The sequence below is a fragment of the Shewanella sp. SR44-3 genome, from assembly GCF_014163735.1.
Lineage (GTDB): Bacteria > Pseudomonadota > Gammaproteobacteria > Enterobacterales > Shewanellaceae > Shewanella.
In genome coordinates, this window is the sequence record NZ_JACJDV010000003.1 from 121157 (window position 1) to 137553 (window position 16397).

A 16397-nucleotide genomic window follows, 5' to 3' on the forward strand; every position below is an offset into this window, starting at 1 on the left:
TTCAAACTTATGCTCAAAAAGTTCACACTCAAAAGACTCATGCTAAATCATCAGTCCTCAGCCGTTTATACTTGGTTATTGCGCTGCGCCCATGCACCAATGGCAATAAAGGTAGCCAGGATAACCAATCCTAACCATTGGCTCGGTATCGACTTTAACTGTCCTGCTAACATTGGACTCAGTGCCACAATCGCCACACCATAGCCAAAGGCATTAACCAAGATAAACACTAACGTCCGCACCATAAAGCCCGAACCCGCAAGGGAGCTTCTCAATAGACGGTTTATTCTGCTGCCAAAAATCACAATCAAACACGCCACAATCGCCACTGCGATATCATTCATGTACGGATATAAAAATCGTCCAAACTGGCTTAACAACCTGATCAAACTGTCAAACATACTGCTGCTTCCCCTATTTTTTATTCAAGCCAATACTAATAACCGCTTTATGACAAAAAGTCGCGTTTTCTACCTAAAAAGTTATTAGCAATGATAACTGTTTTCATTTAGAATGCCATTACTGTCAATAAGCGCTTATTTAAAAACCGTTTATTATCACTTGTTACCTATGTTTAAGGACCTGATATGTACGTTTGCCTTTGCCATGCGATAACTGATACTCAGATCAAACAAGCCGTTGGTCAGGGTGACAGTTCATTGGCCGATGTAAAAAAACGTCTAGGTGTTGCCGATCAATGCGGCAAATGTGCTCGTATGGCGACGCAGATCATCCAAAACCAAGTGGCAATCGAGCCTCACTTCTACGAAGTCGCTTAAGGTTTACCCAAACAATCAAATCGCTCGCTTTGCTTTAATGGCTTCTAAATATCTCCAAGCTTCATTGTCTCCACGCCCATCCCCCACAGTAACGATGATATTATCGACTCACGTTGCTTTATCAGGTATTTAACGTCACTCTTGCATGCCATGAACTCAGATTTATTCCAATAAAAATGCTGCCTTAGGCAGCATTTTAAGTGTTCAGCAAAGAGCTGAATAAATCTTAGCTTGGGCTATCATCGCTAATGTGTGGCTCGCCGTCTTCAAGTTCAATGGATAGCGATGACGCTTCAATATCCACACTATCGACTCGCTGTAAGCCTCTTGGCAGTTTAGCGCCTCTTCGGCCACGTTCGCCGCGATAATGCTCTAAATCACTGGGTTTCAAGGTGAGCTTGCGCTTACCTGCCCACAAGGTCACGCTGCAATCTGCAGGGACTAAACACAGATGCGCTAATAGCTCCTCACGGTTTTTTGAGCGCTCCGATGGAATGCCGATAATTTTATTGCCCTTGCCTTTAGACAACTGCGGCAATGCATCCAGCTCAAACATCAACATCCGCCCTTCATTGGTGATGGCTAAGATACTCGGTGATTGACTGCTATCGATACGTTTTGGCATCAAGGACTGGGCATTTTCTGGCAATGTCAGTAGTGCCTTACCGGCTTTATTGCGGCTAGCCATATCGGAGAAGCTACAAATGAAACCATAACCTGCATCTGATGCCATCAAATAGCGCTGGTCGTCATCGCCCATGAGAACGTGTTGCATGCTCTCACCTGGCGCCATATTAAAGCGGGTGGTGATCGGCTCACCTTGGCTTCTGGCGGAAGGTAAAGTATGGCTGTCTGTCGCGAATGAGCGGCCGCTGGAGTCAATAAACACCGCAGCTTGATTACTCTTACCTATGGCGCTGCCGAGATAACTGTCACCACTCTTATAGGACAGCGCTTGGCCGTCCACATCATGCCCCTTGGCACAGCGCACCCAGCCTTTTTCCGATAACACTACTGTGACCGCTTCTGTTGGCGTAAGCTCCTGCTGGGTTAATGCCTTTGACTCACTGCGCTCGACTATGGGTGAGCGTCTGGCATCGCCATAGGTTTCGCCGTCAGCAATCAGCTCTTTTTTCACTAAGGTTTTTAGGCGCCGCTCTGAACCTAGAATAAGCTGCAATTTGTCTCGCTCTGCGGCTAATTCTTCTTGCTCAGCAGTAATCTTAAATTCTTCAAGCTTGGCTAAGTGACGCAATTTTAAATCTAAAATAGCCTCAGCTTGCTTGTCGGTTAAATTAAAGCGTGCCTTAAGTTCACTCTTAGGATCTTCTTGATGACGAATAATTTCTATCACTTCGTCTATGTTCAAGAAGGCAATCAATAAGGCATCAAGAATGTGCAGTCGAGCCAGTACTTTCTCTAAACGATATTCCAGTCTGCGGGTGACAGTAGCCACACGGTAAACTAGCCATTCGCTGAGCATTTCCTTAAGGCCTTTGACTTGCGGACGGCCATCTAGGCCCAGCACGTTAAGGTTGACTCTAAAGCTTTTCTGTAAATCCGTGGTAGCAAAAAGGTGCGCCATCAGTTGTTCACAATCAACCCGATTTGAGCGTGGCACTATCACTAAGCGTACAGGGTTTTCATGATCTGATTCATCACGTAAATCAGCCACCATAGGCAGCTTTTTGGCGATCATTTGGTTGGCGATTTGCTCGAGAATCTTACCGCTACCCGCCTGATGTGGCAGTGCAGTAATAATGATTTCGCCTTGCTCTAAGGTATATACAGCGCGGGCTTTAATAGAGCCGCGGCCTGTCTCATAAATCTTGGCGATATCAGCACTTGAGCTGATGATTTCAGCCTCTGTGGGATAATCAGGCCCAGGGACGATTTCCAATAAACGGGCAAGCTCTGTCCTAGGCTCATCCAGTAATTCAACACAGGCAGCTACCAATTCACGCACATTGTGTGGCGGCACGTCAGTTGCCATGCCTACGGCGATGCCGGTAATGCCATTGAGTAGGATATGCGGTAAACGTGCCGGTAAGGTCTTAGGCTCTTTCATGGTGCCATCGAAGTTATCACCCCAATCCACAGTGCCTTGGCCTAGCTCGCTGAGTAACACCTCTGAAAATTTAGACAACCTGGCTTCGGTATAACGCATGGCGGCGAAGGATTTTGGATCGTCCGGTGCTCCCCAGTTACCTTGTCCGTCTACCAAAGGATAGCGATAAGAAAACGGCTGCGCCATCAACACCATGGCTTCATAACAAGCACTATCACCGTGAGGATGATATTTACCCAATACGTCACCAACAGTTCTAGCGGACTTTTTATGCTTAGATTGTGCCGATAACCCCAGCTCACTCATGGCATATATAATACGGCGCTGCACCGGCTTTAGGCCATCACCTATATGAGGCAGGGCCCTATCCATGATGACGTACATGGAGTAATTCAGGTAGGCTTCTTCGGTAAAACGGCGTAGTGGCATTTGCTCCACGCCATCAAGGCTTAAATTTATCGCATCACTCATTTTCTATTTCTTCCTGCGGTGCGTCTGAACCTTTGTAATACAAGCGATAGACATTGCCTTTCAGATCGTCTGAAATAAACATAGCACCATCTGGTGCGGTCAATAACGCGTAAGGCCTTGCGACTGGGAATTCACCATCTAGAAAACTGACTACAGTTTCTCGAGAGCGAATAAGCCCATCTTCCATATTTAACATCACAATTTGATAACCGACTTTGCTGGAGCGGTTCCATGAACCATTCTCGGCGACAAAAAGCTTACCTTGGTAACGTTTAGGGAATTGGGTGCCGCGGTAAAAATGCAGCCCTGTAGGGGCGACGTGAGCGGGCAACTCAAATTCTGGCAAACTGATATTGAGGTTTTCGGGTTTATCGTAAGCAGGCTCAACCACGTTTTTACCGTGCAGATAAGGGAAACCAAAATGACTACCTGTGACTTCAACACGATTAATTTCATCAAATGGCAGGTTGTCCCCCATCCAATTGCGGCCTTGATCGGCAAACAATAACTGCCCTGTGCTCGGTGACCAATCAAAACCTGTCACAGTACGAATGCCTAAGGCGATTTGTTCACTGGCACCAGAGTCGACATTGACCGCAATAATACTGCCAAAAGGCGCTGGCGACTCACACACATTACAAGGTGAACTGATGGCAATATATAAGCGGCCATCTGGGCCAAAGCCCATGGCCCTGGCGTGCTTTTTTTCCATGCTTGGCAAGCCAGAATAAATTTCTCTTGGCCTTGCGGGACGGCGCAAGCGGCTTTCAATATCTTCAAAGCGCAGTACTCGCTCTTCATTGGCAACATACAAGTCACCTTTATAAAAAGCGATTGCCTCTGGGTATTCAAGTCCCTTAGCTATCACATAACGTTTATCGACTTGACCATCGTTATCGCTATCTACCAGTGCGTGTATGCTGCCATCTTTTTGTGAACCCACAAACAAAGTGCCTTCATCACCGAGCGCCATCTGCTTAGCATCACCAATATCTGAGGCATACAAAGAAAGCCCGAAACCTTTAGTGACGGTTATCATCACAGGTTGCGAGGCTAGGGCTAGACTGCTCTGAAATAGACCCAATAACAAACAGGTGACACTGGTATATATTGTATGCCACTGGTTATGGTCTTTAGTCGTTCTTTGACCCATATGAATATTCTACTACCTATATAAAATTCTGTTTTTATTAAGTTAATTAGGGGATTATTAAACCTTGCTGAGTAATATTTGAAAAATCAACAGGCCCTAATTAATCAGAAAAACACTTATACCTGCGCCAAATCGCCCTTATTCTCTAACCAGAGTTTGCGATCAGACGAGCGCTTCTTCGCCAACAGCATATCCATCATGGCGTCAGTCTGCAGCGGCTCATCTATGGTCAATTGCACCAAGCGACGAGTATTGGGATCCATAGTGGTTTCCCGCAGTTGCAGAGGATTCATCTCACCTAGTCCCTTGAAGCGAGTAACTTGAACTTTACCTTTTTTCTTTTCGGCGGTGATCCTGTCTAAGATCCCCGCTTTTTCGCCTTCATCTAAGGCATAAAACACTTCTTTGCCGATGTCGATACGAAACAATGGCGGCATGGCAATGTACACATGGCCTTTCTCAACCAACACCCGATAATGCTTTAAAAATAAAGCACATAACAAGGTAGCAATATGAAGTCCATCGGAGTCAGCATCTGCAAGTATGCAAATCTTACCATAACGCAGCTCTGAAATATCATCGCTATCAGGATCGCAACCAATAGCAACTGAAATGTCATGGACCTCTTGAGAAGCCAGCACTTGTGAGGCATCGACTTCCCAAGTATTTAAGATTTTACCTCTTAGGGGCATGATAGCCTGAAACTCACGGTCTCTGGCCTGTTTGGCGCTGCCGCCAGCCGAGTCACCTTCCACTAAAAATAGCTCACCACGCATGGGGTCTTGACCGCTACAGTCAGTGAGTTTACCCGGTAGTGCGGGACCCGAAGTCACCTTCTTGCGGGCGACTTTCTTAGCGGCTTTTAAACGTTTCTGCGCACTGCTGATGCACAACTCTGCCAGTTGCTCAGCCAGTTCAATATTGCTATTGAGCCACAGCGAGAAAGAATCGCGCACTATGCCTGAAACAAACGCCGCACATTGACGACTGGAGAGTTTTTCTTTGGTCTGCCCGGCAAATTGCGGGTCTTGCATCTTGATAGATAGAACGTAAGACACCTTGTCCCAGATATCTTCTGGTGACAATTTAAGCCCGCGAGGCACTAAGTTTCGGAACTCACAAAACTCGCGCATCGACTCAAGTAAGCCCTGCCTAAAGCCATTTACATGGGTGCCGCCAAGAGGTGTCGGAATAAGGTTTACATAGCTTTCAAAGATACTTTCGCCGCCTTCTGGCAGCCAAGTTACCGCCCAATCTGCGGCTTCCAAATCACCTTTAAAGCTGCCAACAAATGGGTCAGGCGGCAATAACACTGAGCCTTTAACCGCTTCTTGCAGGTAATCTGTTAAGCCACTTTCATAGCACCACTCGTGGATCTCACCATTTTGCTTATTGGTGAACTTAATTCTAAGTCCAGGACAGAGCACGGCTTTAGCACGCAATAAATAGATAAGTTTAGTAAGGGAGTAGTTCGCAGAATCAAAGTAGCTTGGGTCTGGCCAAAATTGCACCCTAGTACCAGTATTGCGCCGTCCACAGGTGCCCGTAATCGTTAGCTCTTCAACTTTAAAGCCATGTTCAAATGCCATCTCATAGACTTGAGCATCACGCCTAACAGTGATTTCCACTCGTTTAGACAAGGCGTTCACCACAGAGATCCCTACTCCGTGCAAACCACCTGAAAACTGATAATTTTTATTGGAAAATTTACCGCCAGCATGAAGCTTAGTTAAAATCAGCTCAACCCCTGACATGCCTTCTTCTTGATGAATATCCACCGGCATGCCACGACCATCATCGGTAACTTCTAAGGAATTATCGCTGTGAAGTACCACTTCAATTTTGCTGGCATGACCTGCTAAAGCCTCATCGACGCTGTTGTCTATGACTTCTTGGCCTAAGTGGTTAGGACGAGTGGTATCTGTGTACATACCTGGACGGCGTTTTACAGGGTCAAGTCCATTGAGGACTTCAATAGCGTCAGAGGTATATTGATTGGTCATAGTCTACACATTCGCTCGTTAGGGAATTAGGTCCCTGGGTTAATGCTTAGTCAAGCTGTAAAAACTGACATATTTTTTTAAGATGTTGCTGATAGCCCACGAAACTGTGATCGCCGCCGGGCTGACAATATAATTCACAATGATGATATTTATGTAATGCTTGACGGTAATCTAACACTTCATCGCCAGTTTGTAATAACACTAAAAAGCGCTCAGGGTGACAAATTACTGCAGTATCATACTTGGCGACATCATCTTTATCATCCATAGACAGATAATAATGCTCATCGGTATAAGGATTATATTGAGGGCCGACAAACTGTTCAAACAATTCAAAAGGTTTTATCGCGGGATTAACCAATACCGCCCTTCCCCCAAAACGTTCAGCCAAATAAGAACTGAAATACCCCCCCAAAGAAGAACCAATAAAGGCCAAAGGCTCACCTTTTGCAATAGCGCTAAGGCAAAGACTTTCTAATAGTGCCATGGCCGCAGTGGGGGATGAAGGTAATTGAGGTTGATGCAAGGTCAACTGCGGGTAATGTGTACTTATATATTCAGCGGTAACTCTGGCTTTATCAGATTGAGGAGAGCTATTAAAACCGTGAATATACAACAGCATACTAATTTAACCTAGCTCCAAATTGGCGTTAATAAACTTCCCGAATGGAAATGTTAACTCGATTGTTTAGCACTTAACAGAGGCGAAATCTGCAGTTATTGCCACCGGCAACGATTAGATTTAGTAGCCGTTGGCGTGATTATCCGCTGAAAAATCATCGCCTTCTAAGCGGTAAACTTGAGTGTGAATGCTACCATCACTGGCTAAATCCAGCAAACGATAACCCGGTTGCAAACCGTCAAGAGCAAAATTTGCCGACTGAGGCTTGAACTGGATACATGTAGAAGGGGTGGCCATAAGTTGAAGCGGCCCAAATCGACCAGGAACTTGACGGTCTAAGGCTTGGTGCACATGGCCCCAAACTAAACCTTTGATTTGCTTGAATTGGCCAGCAAATTCAATTAAATCTTCACCGTTTGCCATGCAATGTTGATCAAGCCAAGTGCTGCCGACTAACACCGGATTATGATGCATAGCTAATAACACATGTTTATCGGGTGTCTGAGCTATAGCTTGCTCAATCAGTTCAAACTGGCGTTGACCTAAGTAACCACCAGGCTTTCCAATCAAGGTAGAGTCGAGCATCAAAATCTGCCATTTACCTATGACAATTCGCTGCTGACCAAAAACGTGGTCACCTTGAACACTGAGGTTCATTAACCTAGCATCATCATGATTACCGGGTAAATAATGGCAAGGCACGGGAACACGTTTCACGGTATTGGCAAAAAGCTGATAAGACTCTGGGGAGTAATCTTGACTCAAATCCCCCGTGGCCAACAGTAAATGCTGACCATGGTTAGCTTGATTGATCATCGCCAAAACGGCACTGAAACTCTGATAAGTGGTAACACCTAACAATTGTGCTTCGAGATCGGCAAACAGATGAGGATCAGTCACTTGTACCAATCTCACTGTGTCACTTTCTGCTATCGAATAAGATACAGGCTCGTTAAGCACGCTTTTTTCCCAAAAAAGATGATGTAATCACTGTTACTCTAGGTCCATAGATGCCATTGGATGGCAGCCTATTTTAAGAAGTTCCTCTAAAAATGCATTGATGCGATATTTCTCATCAATTTGATGCATATCTGAATTCGGATAATTATATACTGGTTTCAAATGGCAAATCTGTCGGCTAGTTAACACTTCTGCTAATTGAGCATCATGATAAATACGTACTAACACCTTAGGTGGGTTTAGAAAAAAGCTTGAGGGTACATCGCGAGATATCTCAACTAACTGTGTATATTTAGTATTTTCTATAATACTGACAGCTAATATACCGAACTCACCTTGCACCAGCCAGGGCACAATGACATCATCATTGGGTAACCATTTGAGAATATATGCATAATTTCGTCCACACAGGGCCAAAAAAGCACTGATATTGGGCTGATATTTAGCTTTCTTACTGGTGTCTAATCTAGCCAATGAGCTACTGCCTTTTTCTACCACTCACTTGAGCCTTCATCCCCTTGGGGAGTGCCCAGTTAATCACCTCAGATACTCGTCAATTTATGACGATTCAACGCTAACCATTGTAAACCTATCACTGTGGAGGCGTTATCGACCAAGCCCTGCTCTAACAAGTCTAAGGCATGTTGCCGAGTTAACACTCTCACGCGAATATCTTCATTTTCATCTTCAAGGCCATGGATCCCACTCGCTTGACTGGCATCAACTTGAGCCCAATAAAAATAAAATCGTTCAGTGGATCCCCCAGGACTTGCAAGATAAGAACTGACTTGATGCAATTGCATTGCCTTTAAGCCGGTCTCTTCAAATAACTCTCTTGCGGCCACCTCTTCGGGTAATTCTCCGGGCGCAATCATACCTGCCACCAGCTCAAGAAGCCAAATTAATTTAGTAGTTGCTAATGCAGGCAGCCGAATTTGCTCAATTAGCACCACTTGATCTGTGACAGGATCGTAAGGCAGAACAGCAACAGCATGACCGCGTTCAAACACTTCACGCTTAATTTCACCGCTCCAGCTACCATCAAATAAGCGATGCTTAAAGCGGTATTCATCTAAACGAAAGAAGCCTTGGTACAAGGGATTGACTTCAAGTAACTCGACATCATCTTGACCATTAAGTTCAGTTAATTGTGCTTGGGTATCCATGTTTTATCCTCGACTTCTAAGGCAAACTCATTGCCATACAATGTTTATAGTCGCCATTTGAAGAATTATTTTACTCAAATTCTTGCTTAAGTTCATTTACACTCATCCCGACTAGGGATGAACACCACAGAGCAGGCTAATTAGATTTAATTTTAAACAGATTTAAAATAGAATCTGTTACACTTCAAATTTGACTTAAAAATGAAAGTCTTCGTACTATCTAGCCTAGTTTATTCTCGTTATCAGGCTAGACTTGCCTAAGCTGTTATTGTGGGCATTTAGTTAATTGGCACAGCCAAGTTTATACCTTAAAACGCCCCAAAATGGGGAGCATTGTCGAAAAGGGCAGAACATGAAATTCAAAATAGGTTCTTTATACGCAGCATTGACGCTAGCAATAGTAGCGCCAAGCACTCAAGCTGATGATCTAATGCAGATTTATCAACAAGCACTCACCAGCGATCCTATCGTACTGCAAGCACAAGCGCAGCGTAATACCTTGTATGAGCAAATCGAAGAAAACCGCGCACCATTACTACCTTCTTTAAGTGCTAATGTTGGCTACTCCAAAAGCTGGCATGATCTTCAAGGCGACAACGATGGTTTTTCTGGTCGTTTATCATTATCACAACTTATCTATGACCACAGTGCATGGGTAGGTTTAGACTTAGCAGAAAAAGCCGCCTCACAAGCTGACTCTGCTTACGCTTCTGCAATGCAAAGCCTGATAACTCGTGTTACCAGTGCTTATTTTGATGTGCTAACGGCCAAAGATAACTTTGAATTCAAAGGTGCTGAAAAACGTGCCATTGAACGTCAACTTGAGCAGACTAAGCAAAGATTCGCTGTTGGTTTAACTGCGATTACTGATGTGCATGAAGCTCAAGCTCAGTACGATTTAGCCTCAGCGTCAGAAATCTTAGCTGAAAACACTTTAGCCAATAGCTATGAAGCGCTACGCGAAATCACAGGTATTGATCACAAGACCATTAATGTTCTTGATACTGAGCGTTTCTCTGCCAGTGCGGTGAGCCCAGCAAGTTCAGCGGACTGGTTAAAAATGGCAGAAAGCCGCAGCATAGATTTAATGACACAGCGCATTGCCAAAGACATAGCTCAAGAGACTATTACCTTATACAAAGCTGGCCACATGCCTACGGTTAGCTTAGATGGTAGCTACACCAAAGCCTTTGAGCAGTCACAGACTCCAGATTTTGATAGCAAAGAAGTTGGCATCAGCATCAAGGTGCCTATTTTTGAAGGTTTCAAAATTGACTCTAAAGTTAAGCAAGCACAATACCAATACATTGAAGCCAGTGAGAAGCTAGAACAGACTCACAGAGCTGTGGTGAAAAACGTGCGTAACAACTTTAACAACGTTTCTGCCTCTATCAGCTCAATCCGTGCCTATGAGCAATCGGTGGTATCATCTGAAAGTGCGTTAAAAGCCACTCAAGCAGGCTTTGAAGTGGGTACTCGTACTATCGTTGACGTGTTAAACCGTACGCGTGATTTGTATGACTCTAAGCGTCAGTTGTCTGATGCCCGCTATGGTTATATCAAATCAATATTAGCCCTTAAGCAAGCGGCTGGTACGATTAACGAAGACGATATTATCGCCATTAACAGTGGCCTAAAAGCCCCTGAATAATCGCCGAGCTTAACGATGAAAAATAAAAAACCGCCAACTTGGCGGTTTTTTTATTGTTTACTATTTGTAATTAAAAGTCTAACTCAACCCCAGCGAATACACCGCTAAGCTGAGTATCTTGTGTGACGCCTGAGAAGCGGCTGACATCAAAACTCATGTCGCGATAACCGACACGGACTTTAGTATCCACAGCCACCCCATCAAATACCCAGCCAAGGCCCACTGAGTAGTCATGTACATTTGATTCACTCACGCCATGAAGCAGTTCAGCAAAGGCGAATAATCCCATGCCAGGTATGCCCACTTGACCACTGGCGTAACCCATAGCAATACCACTATCTATATCGATTTCCTCAGGGTGGCCGGCATCACTTACTCGCAATGAACCATTCATCTTCTTATACGCAGCTCCCACATCAAGCTCGGCTAAGTCGCTGTCTAGAAGCTCGTAGTACAACACAAAATCTGTGTTGTTAAGCGTATTATCGATGGCGACCTTGCCAGAAAAAGCATGACCATTGAAGTTAAAGCCAGCGCCATCTAATGCCGATGTCGCAGAAATACGGTTTTCACGGATTTTAACATTGGGCACCAAAGGCAACATGTGCTCGACTGCAAACCATAGGCTTCCTTGGGCATCAGCGTCTAAATTACTGTTCACTTTAGCGCCGCGGTCATCAGCAAAATAACCACTGGCATCGCTATGCCAATAGTCTGCGCCCACTTTAAAACCGGCAAACGTGTCACTATGAGCTGAGCTAGACACAGCCATTAAACAAGCGGCAGCGAGTAAGGTCTTTTTCAAATGAAACATATATATCCTTTATAAAATAAAAACTTAACATCTATAAATACTACTGGTGCTGAGACATTTTAACAGTAAAATTGAAAGCGTTAGCCTTGAGATAGTAAATTCGTCAAATCAATCACAGCAGCATTAGCACGAGAAATATAGTTAGCCATCACTAAAGAATGGTTAGCGACGACCCCAAAACCACTGCCGTTGAGAATAACCGGACTCCACACCGTTTGTTGGGTAGCTTCCAATTCACGAATAATTTGTCGTAAACTCACTTCGGCATTTTTCTTCTCAAGCACATCTTTAAAATCCACTTCGATGGCACGCATGAAATTTAATAATGCCCAAGCAGAACCGCGGCTTTCATAAAACACATCATCAATTTGCCACCAGCTGGTTTTCACTTCACTGGAGGATGAATTGGGTGTTGATTGTCTGGCAGCTGAATCACCGGCTAAATCTGTGTTGACTCGCTCCTGGCCAACGCTGGCCGATAAACGCTGTGACATACTGCCTAAGCGCTTTTGGATTTCTTTAAGCCACTCATTCAAGTTATCGGCTCTGGCATAAAACTGCGCATCACCTTGGTTGGTGTCGCTGATTTTAGCGCGGTACAATTTTAAGAGTTTTACTGCATCGCTATATTCACTCTCAGCACTTGGCACAAGCCAGCTGGTATGGGTAATATTGAGCTTTGAGTGGGCAGCAAGTAAGTCAGTGTCAGCGGTGGACTGCGATTGTGAACGGCTAAATTCTTTACGCATAATCAGGGCTAAATCTCGTACCTGTTCAAGGGCGCCAAATTCAAACGCTGGCATATTATCCATAAATAATGACGGTGGCAGCACATCATTAGATAACCAGCCGCCTTGCTTGTCGAGCAAGCTATCTAAGGTATTAATAAGTGAGCTAGTTGTAGCATAACCCACAACCATACGGCCGTTGTCAGCTTCAAAATACACAGGTTCTAAGCTATCTGGCTCAACACTCCACCAAACGCTGATGCCATAACCCATTAATGCAACGGCCGCTAAGCCCCCTATGAGTTTATTTTTGGTCATTTGCATCTATATTATCTCCTAGTGGTGATGATGGTGCGTATGGGACGAGTCTTGTTTCTCTGACTTGTCGGCACCTTGGACTTGCAGTTCAATTTGCTGAGACTCACCTTGTTCAAAAATGAGTTCTAATGCGACTTTGTCGCCGATAGCGAGGGGCTTTACTAATGAAAGCAACATAAGATGGTCCCCTGTTGGCGCTAAAACTAATTGCGACTTAGCCTGGATATCAAAACCACTGACCTGGCGCATTTTTACCATGCCATCTTCTTCAAGTAAGGTATGTAACTGGGCTTCTTTAGCTGCAACTGTCTTAACGGCGACTAAGCGCTGCAATTTATCCGTTGGGTTCGCTAACACAAAATATGCGGCGGTATTGGGCACGCTAGCTGGCATGGCGCGTACGTGGCCTTCGATGAGCACCACCTCTGCAACGGCAGTGAATGATAATGATGATAGCACTAAAAAATTAAACAGATGTTTGAATATTACTTTCAATGTCTTAAACTCCATGTAATACCCTATCGTGTCTATAAGGAAACAACGAATGAGTCATATTCAGGTTCAGGATGATCAAGGTGTGCGTATCATCAGTTTTAACCGCCCTGAAAAGCGCAATGCCTTTGATCTTAGTATGTATCTTGCACTAACAGAATACCTGATCCAAGGTGAGGCCGACAATGACATTCGCGCCTTTATGCTTCGCGGTACGGATAATTGTTTCACTGCCGGTAATGATATTAGCGATTTCTTAAAAAGTGGCAGTTTAGGGCCCGAGCATCCAGCGGTTAAGTTTCTCTATTTATTACTCGAATTAAAAAAACCTGTGGTTGCTGCCGTTGCAGGCTCTGCTGTAGGTATTGGCACCACAATGTTGCTGCATTTTGATTTAGTCTACGCCGATAGCAGCGCTAAATTTCAGCTCCCCTTCGTTAACCTGGCTTTAGTGCCTGAAGCGGGTGCCAGTTTATTGCTCCCTCAATTAGTAGGGCCACAAAAAGCTGCGGAGCTGATTTTACTTGGCGAGAGTTTTGATGCTAATACTGCCTATGAACTTAAGATAATTAATAAGATCATTGATGCTGAGCTTTTATATGATTTCGCCTTATCTCAAGCTAAGAAGCTAGCCGCCCAGCCGCCACAATCACTGCAAGCGTCACGCAAATTACTGCGCAGCAATAGCGACCAAGTCAGATTGCAAATGCAAACTGAGTTAGCTTTATTCGATGAACGCTTAGGAAGTGATGAAGCTAAGGCAAGATTTCAGGCTTTCTTAAAAAAATAATCTGTATTGGTTTTTAACAACTGTCTGAGCCAACTTTTTGAGCCATAATGTTAGCCTACTCAAAGTGGATATAAACAAGGCGGCAAGTGCCTTTGCCGCGATTACACTTTGGGCTTATTTTTAATCAATAGTGCAAGCACAAGGTAGACCAAGCCGCCAATGAAAGGGTTAAACACCACGACCATTGTGCCTATGACTCGAGTCCACAACAAAGACCAGTTAAACTCGCCAGCAATATGCGCCGCCACCCCTGCAATAATCGTCTCATGCGCTGATAATCTATCAATAACCTTATCCATTTAAACCTCCACATTCTTAACTTAAATGACACTCAAGTGGGCTAACCCGCCACTAATTCAGCGTCATTCTGTTGGGTTTCACTTCTTCAGAGTGATAACGGCGCTCAAACCAGCTAACACATGATGCACACACTGCAAAACTAACCACAGGCAGTAACAACAAAGACATCAACGGCAGCGCAAGCTGGGTTAAGGCTGCCCACAACATCATTTAGCCTCAGAGCGTTGAGTCACAACTAGGTTTTGCTCATTAATCTCAAAGGCGATAGCCGCTTCATCAATCTCAGTGACTGAGTACAACTGTTGCGAAATTTGCTCTTGCAAAGACAAGATTAATTCTTGCTTCGCATTAATCAGTGCATCTTGGCTGGCTTGAGTGATATTTTGCTCTACCGCGACTAAAAGCTCTGATGCATCGATTTCAACCGCTTGGCTTGAAAAACTCGCTAAGGTTAATGTCGCAGCAACTAAGCCAGTTTTTACTAATGAACTTGATTGCGTTGTTAGTCGTGATGTTAATTGAGTTAAGTTGAACATGGTGCTTTCCTTTTCAGTAGTGAGTTACATCTAAGGTATTGCGAACAGCGTGCCAACTTTTCAAAAAAGCAATTTAACAATTAAATATCAGCAACTTAAAAACAAAGCATTAGTGTTCCCAAGCATTATTTGTGTGTTCGATAAACATACGACAGCTAGCTATTAGTAAAAATAACCACTGCGATGGCGAATTTCACTAACCCTGTTATTTATATCTTACTCTAGGGTTATTTACGCTAAAAATAATGGCCATAGAAACAAAAAACGCCCCGAGGGGCGTTGTTAGCAATAAGTCATTTACCTTGATTTAATCTTGCATCGACTCTGCGGTAGTCTGCATCTTAACCACGGCCTCGCGCACCACTTCAATCCCCGCATTAGGCTTGTGGGCATTCTCACTTAAATGACGGCGCCATTGGCGAGAACCCGCCAAGCCTTGATATAACCCGATCATGTGACGAGTGATGTGATTCAAGCGGCCACCGGCTTTTAAGTGGGCCTCAATATAAGGCAGCATCTTCTCAATCACCTGCTCACGACTGATGATGTCACTCTCTACACCATACAATTGTGTGTCCACCTCGGCCAATAGGTATGGATTCTGATAGGCTTCGCGGCCCACCATCACCCCATCGAGCTGAGCTAAATGCAGTTTGGCTTCGGCTAAGGTTTTAATGCCGCCATTGATGCCGATATTAAGCTTAGGAAAATCACGCTTTAACTGATAAACCCTGTCGTAATCTAATGGCGGAATTTCACGATTCTCTTTTGGACTCAGCCCCTGTAGCCAGGCTTTACGAGCATGGATAGTAAAATCATCACAGCCTTTCGCCGCCACGGTTTCAATAAATTTCGTTAAAAACTCATAGCTGTCCTGCTCATCGATACCGATCCGCGTTTTCACTGTCACAGGGATATCAGCCACTTGTTTCATCGCATCGACACACTCAGCCACGAGCTCAGGCTCTGCCATTAAGCAGGCCCCAAAGCGGCCGTTTTGCACTCTGTCTGACGGGCAACCCACATTCAGATTGATTTCATCATAACCGCGATCAAAAGCAAGCTTAGCGCAAGCAGCAAGATCCACAGGATTTGAGCCACCCAATTGCAACGCCAGCGGGTGTTCCTCGGTGTTATAGGCAAGATAGTCCCCACGGCCATGCAATATCGCCCCAGTCGTCACCATCTCAGTATAAAGCAACGCCTTAGTAGACATGATACGAGCAAAGTAGCGGTAATGTTTATCCGTCCAATCCAGCATGGGCGCGATGGAGAAGGTTGAATCTGGTGTCTTGGTGGTTTTAGTCATATGACGTGCACAGGCCTATCTTAAACAGGAAGGAAAACTACAAAAGGAATATTTATCGCTATTTAAACACGCAATGCTTAGCGTAATCAGCGGCTTCATTTACAGTCCAGTCGCCCTTAGGCTTTTCTTCCATTTGCTTACACCAAGCATCACTGCCCACTTCCGGTGCGCAAGCTGACAAGAATACTAAAGCTAACAGCGCGGCATAAAATTTAGTTGAAATGTTCACTATGAGTG

Annotated in this window: 19 protein-coding genes; 3 read left to right on the top strand and 16 right to left on the bottom strand. The window is 44.6% G+C overall.

Going from position 1 to position 16397, the window contains the following annotated elements; all coding sequences use genetic code 11:
- Window positions 1-65 precede the first annotated feature (65 nt).
- Entirely contained in the window at window positions 66-401 is a 336-nt protein-coding gene (locus tag H5073_RS02910) for a DUF3392 domain-containing protein (RefSeq protein WP_182676796.1), read from the bottom strand.
- Between the two features lie 186 nt (window positions 402-587).
- On the opposite strand from H5073_RS02910, the gene H5073_RS02915 reads away from it, so the two are divergent.
- Window positions 588-779, top strand: coding sequence for a bacterioferritin-associated ferredoxin (locus H5073_RS02915; protein WP_182676798.1), 192 nt, complete (start codon window positions 588-590; stop codon window positions 777-779).
- 226 nt (window positions 780-1005) lie between these two features.
- Here the strand turns inward: H5073_RS02915 and parC are convergent, their stop codons facing one another.
- From parC to nudF, 7 genes are all read right to left on the bottom strand, one after another.
- Window positions 1006-3318, bottom strand: a complete 2313-nt coding sequence (gene parC, locus H5073_RS02920) for a DNA topoisomerase IV subunit A (RefSeq protein WP_182676800.1) — start codon at window positions 3316-3318, stop codon at window positions 1006-1008.
- A complete protein-coding gene (locus tag H5073_RS02925; protein ID WP_182676802.1) occupies window positions 3311-4471 on the bottom strand; it encodes a sorbosone dehydrogenase family protein in 1161 nt (386 codons plus the stop codon). Before H5073_RS02925 ends, parC begins: the two co-directional genes overlap by 8 nt.
- 116 nt (window positions 4472-4587) lie before the next feature.
- Window positions 4588-6474, bottom strand: coding sequence for a DNA topoisomerase IV subunit B (gene parE, locus H5073_RS02930; RefSeq protein ID WP_182676804.1), 1887 nt, complete (start codon window positions 6472-6474; stop codon window positions 4588-4590).
- Window positions 6475-6520: 46 nt separating this feature from the next.
- Window positions 6521-7096 carry a YqiA/YcfP family alpha/beta fold hydrolase gene (locus tag H5073_RS02935; RefSeq protein WP_182676806.1) on the bottom strand — a complete coding sequence of 192 codons (576 nt, stop codon included), beginning with the start codon at window positions 7094-7096 and terminating at the stop codon, window positions 6521-6523.
- Window positions 7097-7216: 120 nt separating this feature from the next.
- Window positions 7217-8056 carry a 3',5'-cyclic-AMP phosphodiesterase gene (gene cpdA, locus H5073_RS02940; protein WP_182676808.1) on the bottom strand — a complete coding sequence of 280 codons (840 nt, stop codon included), beginning with the start codon at window positions 8054-8056 and terminating at the stop codon, window positions 7217-7219.
- A 33-nt stretch (window positions 8057-8089) separates the two neighbouring features.
- A complete protein-coding gene (locus tag H5073_RS02945; RefSeq protein ID WP_404948370.1) occupies window positions 8090-8554 on the bottom strand; it encodes a DUF1249 domain-containing protein in 465 nt (154 codons plus the stop codon).
- A gap of 44 nt (window positions 8555-8598) precedes the next feature.
- Window positions 8599-9222: an ADP-ribose diphosphatase gene (nudF, locus tag H5073_RS02950; protein WP_182676809.1), complete on the bottom strand. Its 624-nt coding sequence runs from the start codon at window positions 9220-9222 to the stop codon at window positions 8599-8601.
- Between the two features lie 352 nt (window positions 9223-9574).
- Between nudF and tolC the strand changes: the two genes are divergently transcribed.
- Entirely contained in the window at window positions 9575-10873 is a 1299-nt protein-coding gene (tolC, locus tag H5073_RS02955; RefSeq protein WP_182676811.1) for an outer membrane channel protein TolC, read from the top strand.
- Between the two features lie 70 nt (window positions 10874-10943).
- Here tolC and H5073_RS02960 read toward each other — a convergent pair whose 3' ends face one another.
- The 3 genes from H5073_RS02960 to H5073_RS02970 form a co-directional block, all read right to left on the bottom strand.
- Window positions 10944-11678: a TIGR04219 family outer membrane beta-barrel protein gene (locus tag H5073_RS02960; RefSeq protein ID WP_182676902.1), complete on the bottom strand. Its 735-nt coding sequence runs from the start codon at window positions 11676-11678 to the stop codon at window positions 10944-10946.
- Window positions 11679-11767: 89 nt separating this feature from the next.
- Complete coding sequence (locus H5073_RS02965) at window positions 11768-12739, bottom strand: DUF2333 family protein (RefSeq protein WP_182676813.1); 972 nt, start codon at window positions 12737-12739, stop codon at window positions 11768-11770.
- A 12-nt stretch (window positions 12740-12751) separates the two neighbouring features.
- Window positions 12752-13243: a copper chaperone PCu(A)C gene (locus H5073_RS02970; protein WP_182676814.1), complete on the bottom strand. Its 492-nt coding sequence runs from the start codon at window positions 13241-13243 to the stop codon at window positions 12752-12754.
- Between the two features lie 34 nt (window positions 13244-13277).
- On the opposite strand from H5073_RS02970, the gene H5073_RS02975 reads away from it, so the two are divergent.
- On the top strand, window positions 13278-14015 hold the full coding sequence (locus H5073_RS02975; RefSeq protein WP_182676816.1) for an enoyl-CoA hydratase-related protein: 738 nt from the start codon (window positions 13278-13280) through the stop codon (window positions 14013-14015).
- A gap of 101 nt (window positions 14016-14116) precedes the next feature.
- Here H5073_RS02975 and H5073_RS02980 read toward each other — a convergent pair whose 3' ends face one another.
- From H5073_RS02980 to H5073_RS03000, 5 genes are all read right to left on the bottom strand, one after another.
- Window positions 14117-14314 carry a PspC domain-containing protein gene (locus tag H5073_RS02980; RefSeq protein WP_182676818.1) on the bottom strand — a complete coding sequence of 66 codons (198 nt, stop codon included), beginning with the start codon at window positions 14312-14314 and terminating at the stop codon, window positions 14117-14119.
- A 52-nt stretch (window positions 14315-14366) separates the two neighbouring features.
- Window positions 14367-14525 carry a hypothetical protein gene (locus tag H5073_RS02985; protein WP_182676820.1) on the bottom strand — a complete coding sequence of 53 codons (159 nt, stop codon included), beginning with the start codon at window positions 14523-14525 and terminating at the stop codon, window positions 14367-14369.
- Complete coding sequence (locus H5073_RS02990; RefSeq protein ID WP_182676822.1) at window positions 14522-14851, bottom strand: hypothetical protein; 330 nt, start codon at window positions 14849-14851, stop codon at window positions 14522-14524. The genes H5073_RS02985 and H5073_RS02990 overlap by 4 nt, the downstream gene beginning before the upstream one ends.
- A gap of 307 nt (window positions 14852-15158) precedes the next feature.
- On the bottom strand, window positions 15159-16160 hold the full coding sequence (gene dusA, locus H5073_RS02995) for a tRNA dihydrouridine(20/20a) synthase DusA (protein ID WP_182676824.1): 1002 nt from the start codon (window positions 16158-16160) through the stop codon (window positions 15159-15161).
- A gap of 58 nt (window positions 16161-16218) precedes the next feature.
- Window positions 16219-16389 carry a DUF3012 domain-containing protein gene (locus tag H5073_RS03000; RefSeq protein WP_182676826.1) on the bottom strand — a complete coding sequence of 57 codons (171 nt, stop codon included), beginning with the start codon at window positions 16387-16389 and terminating at the stop codon, window positions 16219-16221.
- Window positions 16390-16397: the final 8 nt, after the last annotated feature.

What these genes read in the sequence shown, in the direction of transcription:
- H5073_RS02910 (WP_182676796.1), bottom strand. Translation starts at nt 401, where the DNA reads ATGTTTGACAGTTTGATCAGGTTGTTAAGCCAGTTTGGACGATTTTTA.
- H5073_RS02915 (WP_182676798.1), top strand. Translation starts at nt 588, where the DNA reads ATGTACGTTTGCCTTTGCCATGCGATAACTGATACTCAGATCAAACAA.
- parC (WP_182676800.1), bottom strand. Translation starts at nt 3,318, where the DNA reads ATGAGTGATGCGATAAATTTAAGCCTTGATGGCGTGGAGCAAATGCCA.
- H5073_RS02925 (WP_182676802.1), bottom strand. Translation starts at nt 4,471, where the DNA reads ATGGGTCAAAGAACGACTAAAGACCATAACCAGTGGCATACAATATAT.
- parE (WP_182676804.1), bottom strand. Translation starts at nt 6,474, where the DNA reads ATGACCAATCAATATACCTCTGACGCTATTGAAGTCCTCAATGGACTT.
- H5073_RS02935 (WP_182676806.1), bottom strand. Translation starts at nt 7,096, where the DNA reads ATGCTGTTGTATATTCACGGTTTTAATAGCTCTCCTCAATCTGATAAA.
- nudF (WP_182676809.1), bottom strand. Translation starts at nt 9,222, where the DNA reads ATGGATACCCAAGCACAATTAACTGAACTTAATGGTCAAGATGATGTC.
- tolC (WP_182676811.1), top strand. Translation starts at nt 9,575, where the DNA reads ATGAAATTCAAAATAGGTTCTTTATACGCAGCATTGACGCTAGCAATA.
- H5073_RS02965 (WP_182676813.1), bottom strand. Translation starts at nt 12,739, where the DNA reads ATGCAAATGACCAAAAATAAACTCATAGGGGGCTTAGCGGCCGTTGCA.
- H5073_RS02970 (WP_182676814.1), bottom strand. Translation starts at nt 13,243, where the DNA reads ATGGAGTTTAAGACATTGAAAGTAATATTCAAACATCTGTTTAATTTT.
- H5073_RS02975 (WP_182676816.1), top strand. Translation starts at nt 13,278, where the DNA reads ATGAGTCATATTCAGGTTCAGGATGATCAAGGTGTGCGTATCATCAGT.
- H5073_RS02980 (WP_182676818.1), bottom strand. Translation starts at nt 14,314, where the DNA reads ATGGATAAGGTTATTGATAGATTATCAGCGCATGAGACGATTATTGCA.
- H5073_RS02985 (WP_182676820.1), bottom strand. Translation starts at nt 14,525, where the DNA reads ATGATGTTGTGGGCAGCCTTAACCCAGCTTGCGCTGCCGTTGATGTCT.
- H5073_RS02990 (WP_182676822.1), bottom strand. Translation starts at nt 14,851, where the DNA reads ATGTTCAACTTAACTCAATTAACATCACGACTAACAACGCAATCAAGT.
- dusA (WP_182676824.1), bottom strand. Translation starts at nt 16,160, where the DNA reads ATGACTAAAACCACCAAGACACCAGATTCAACCTTCTCCATCGCGCCC.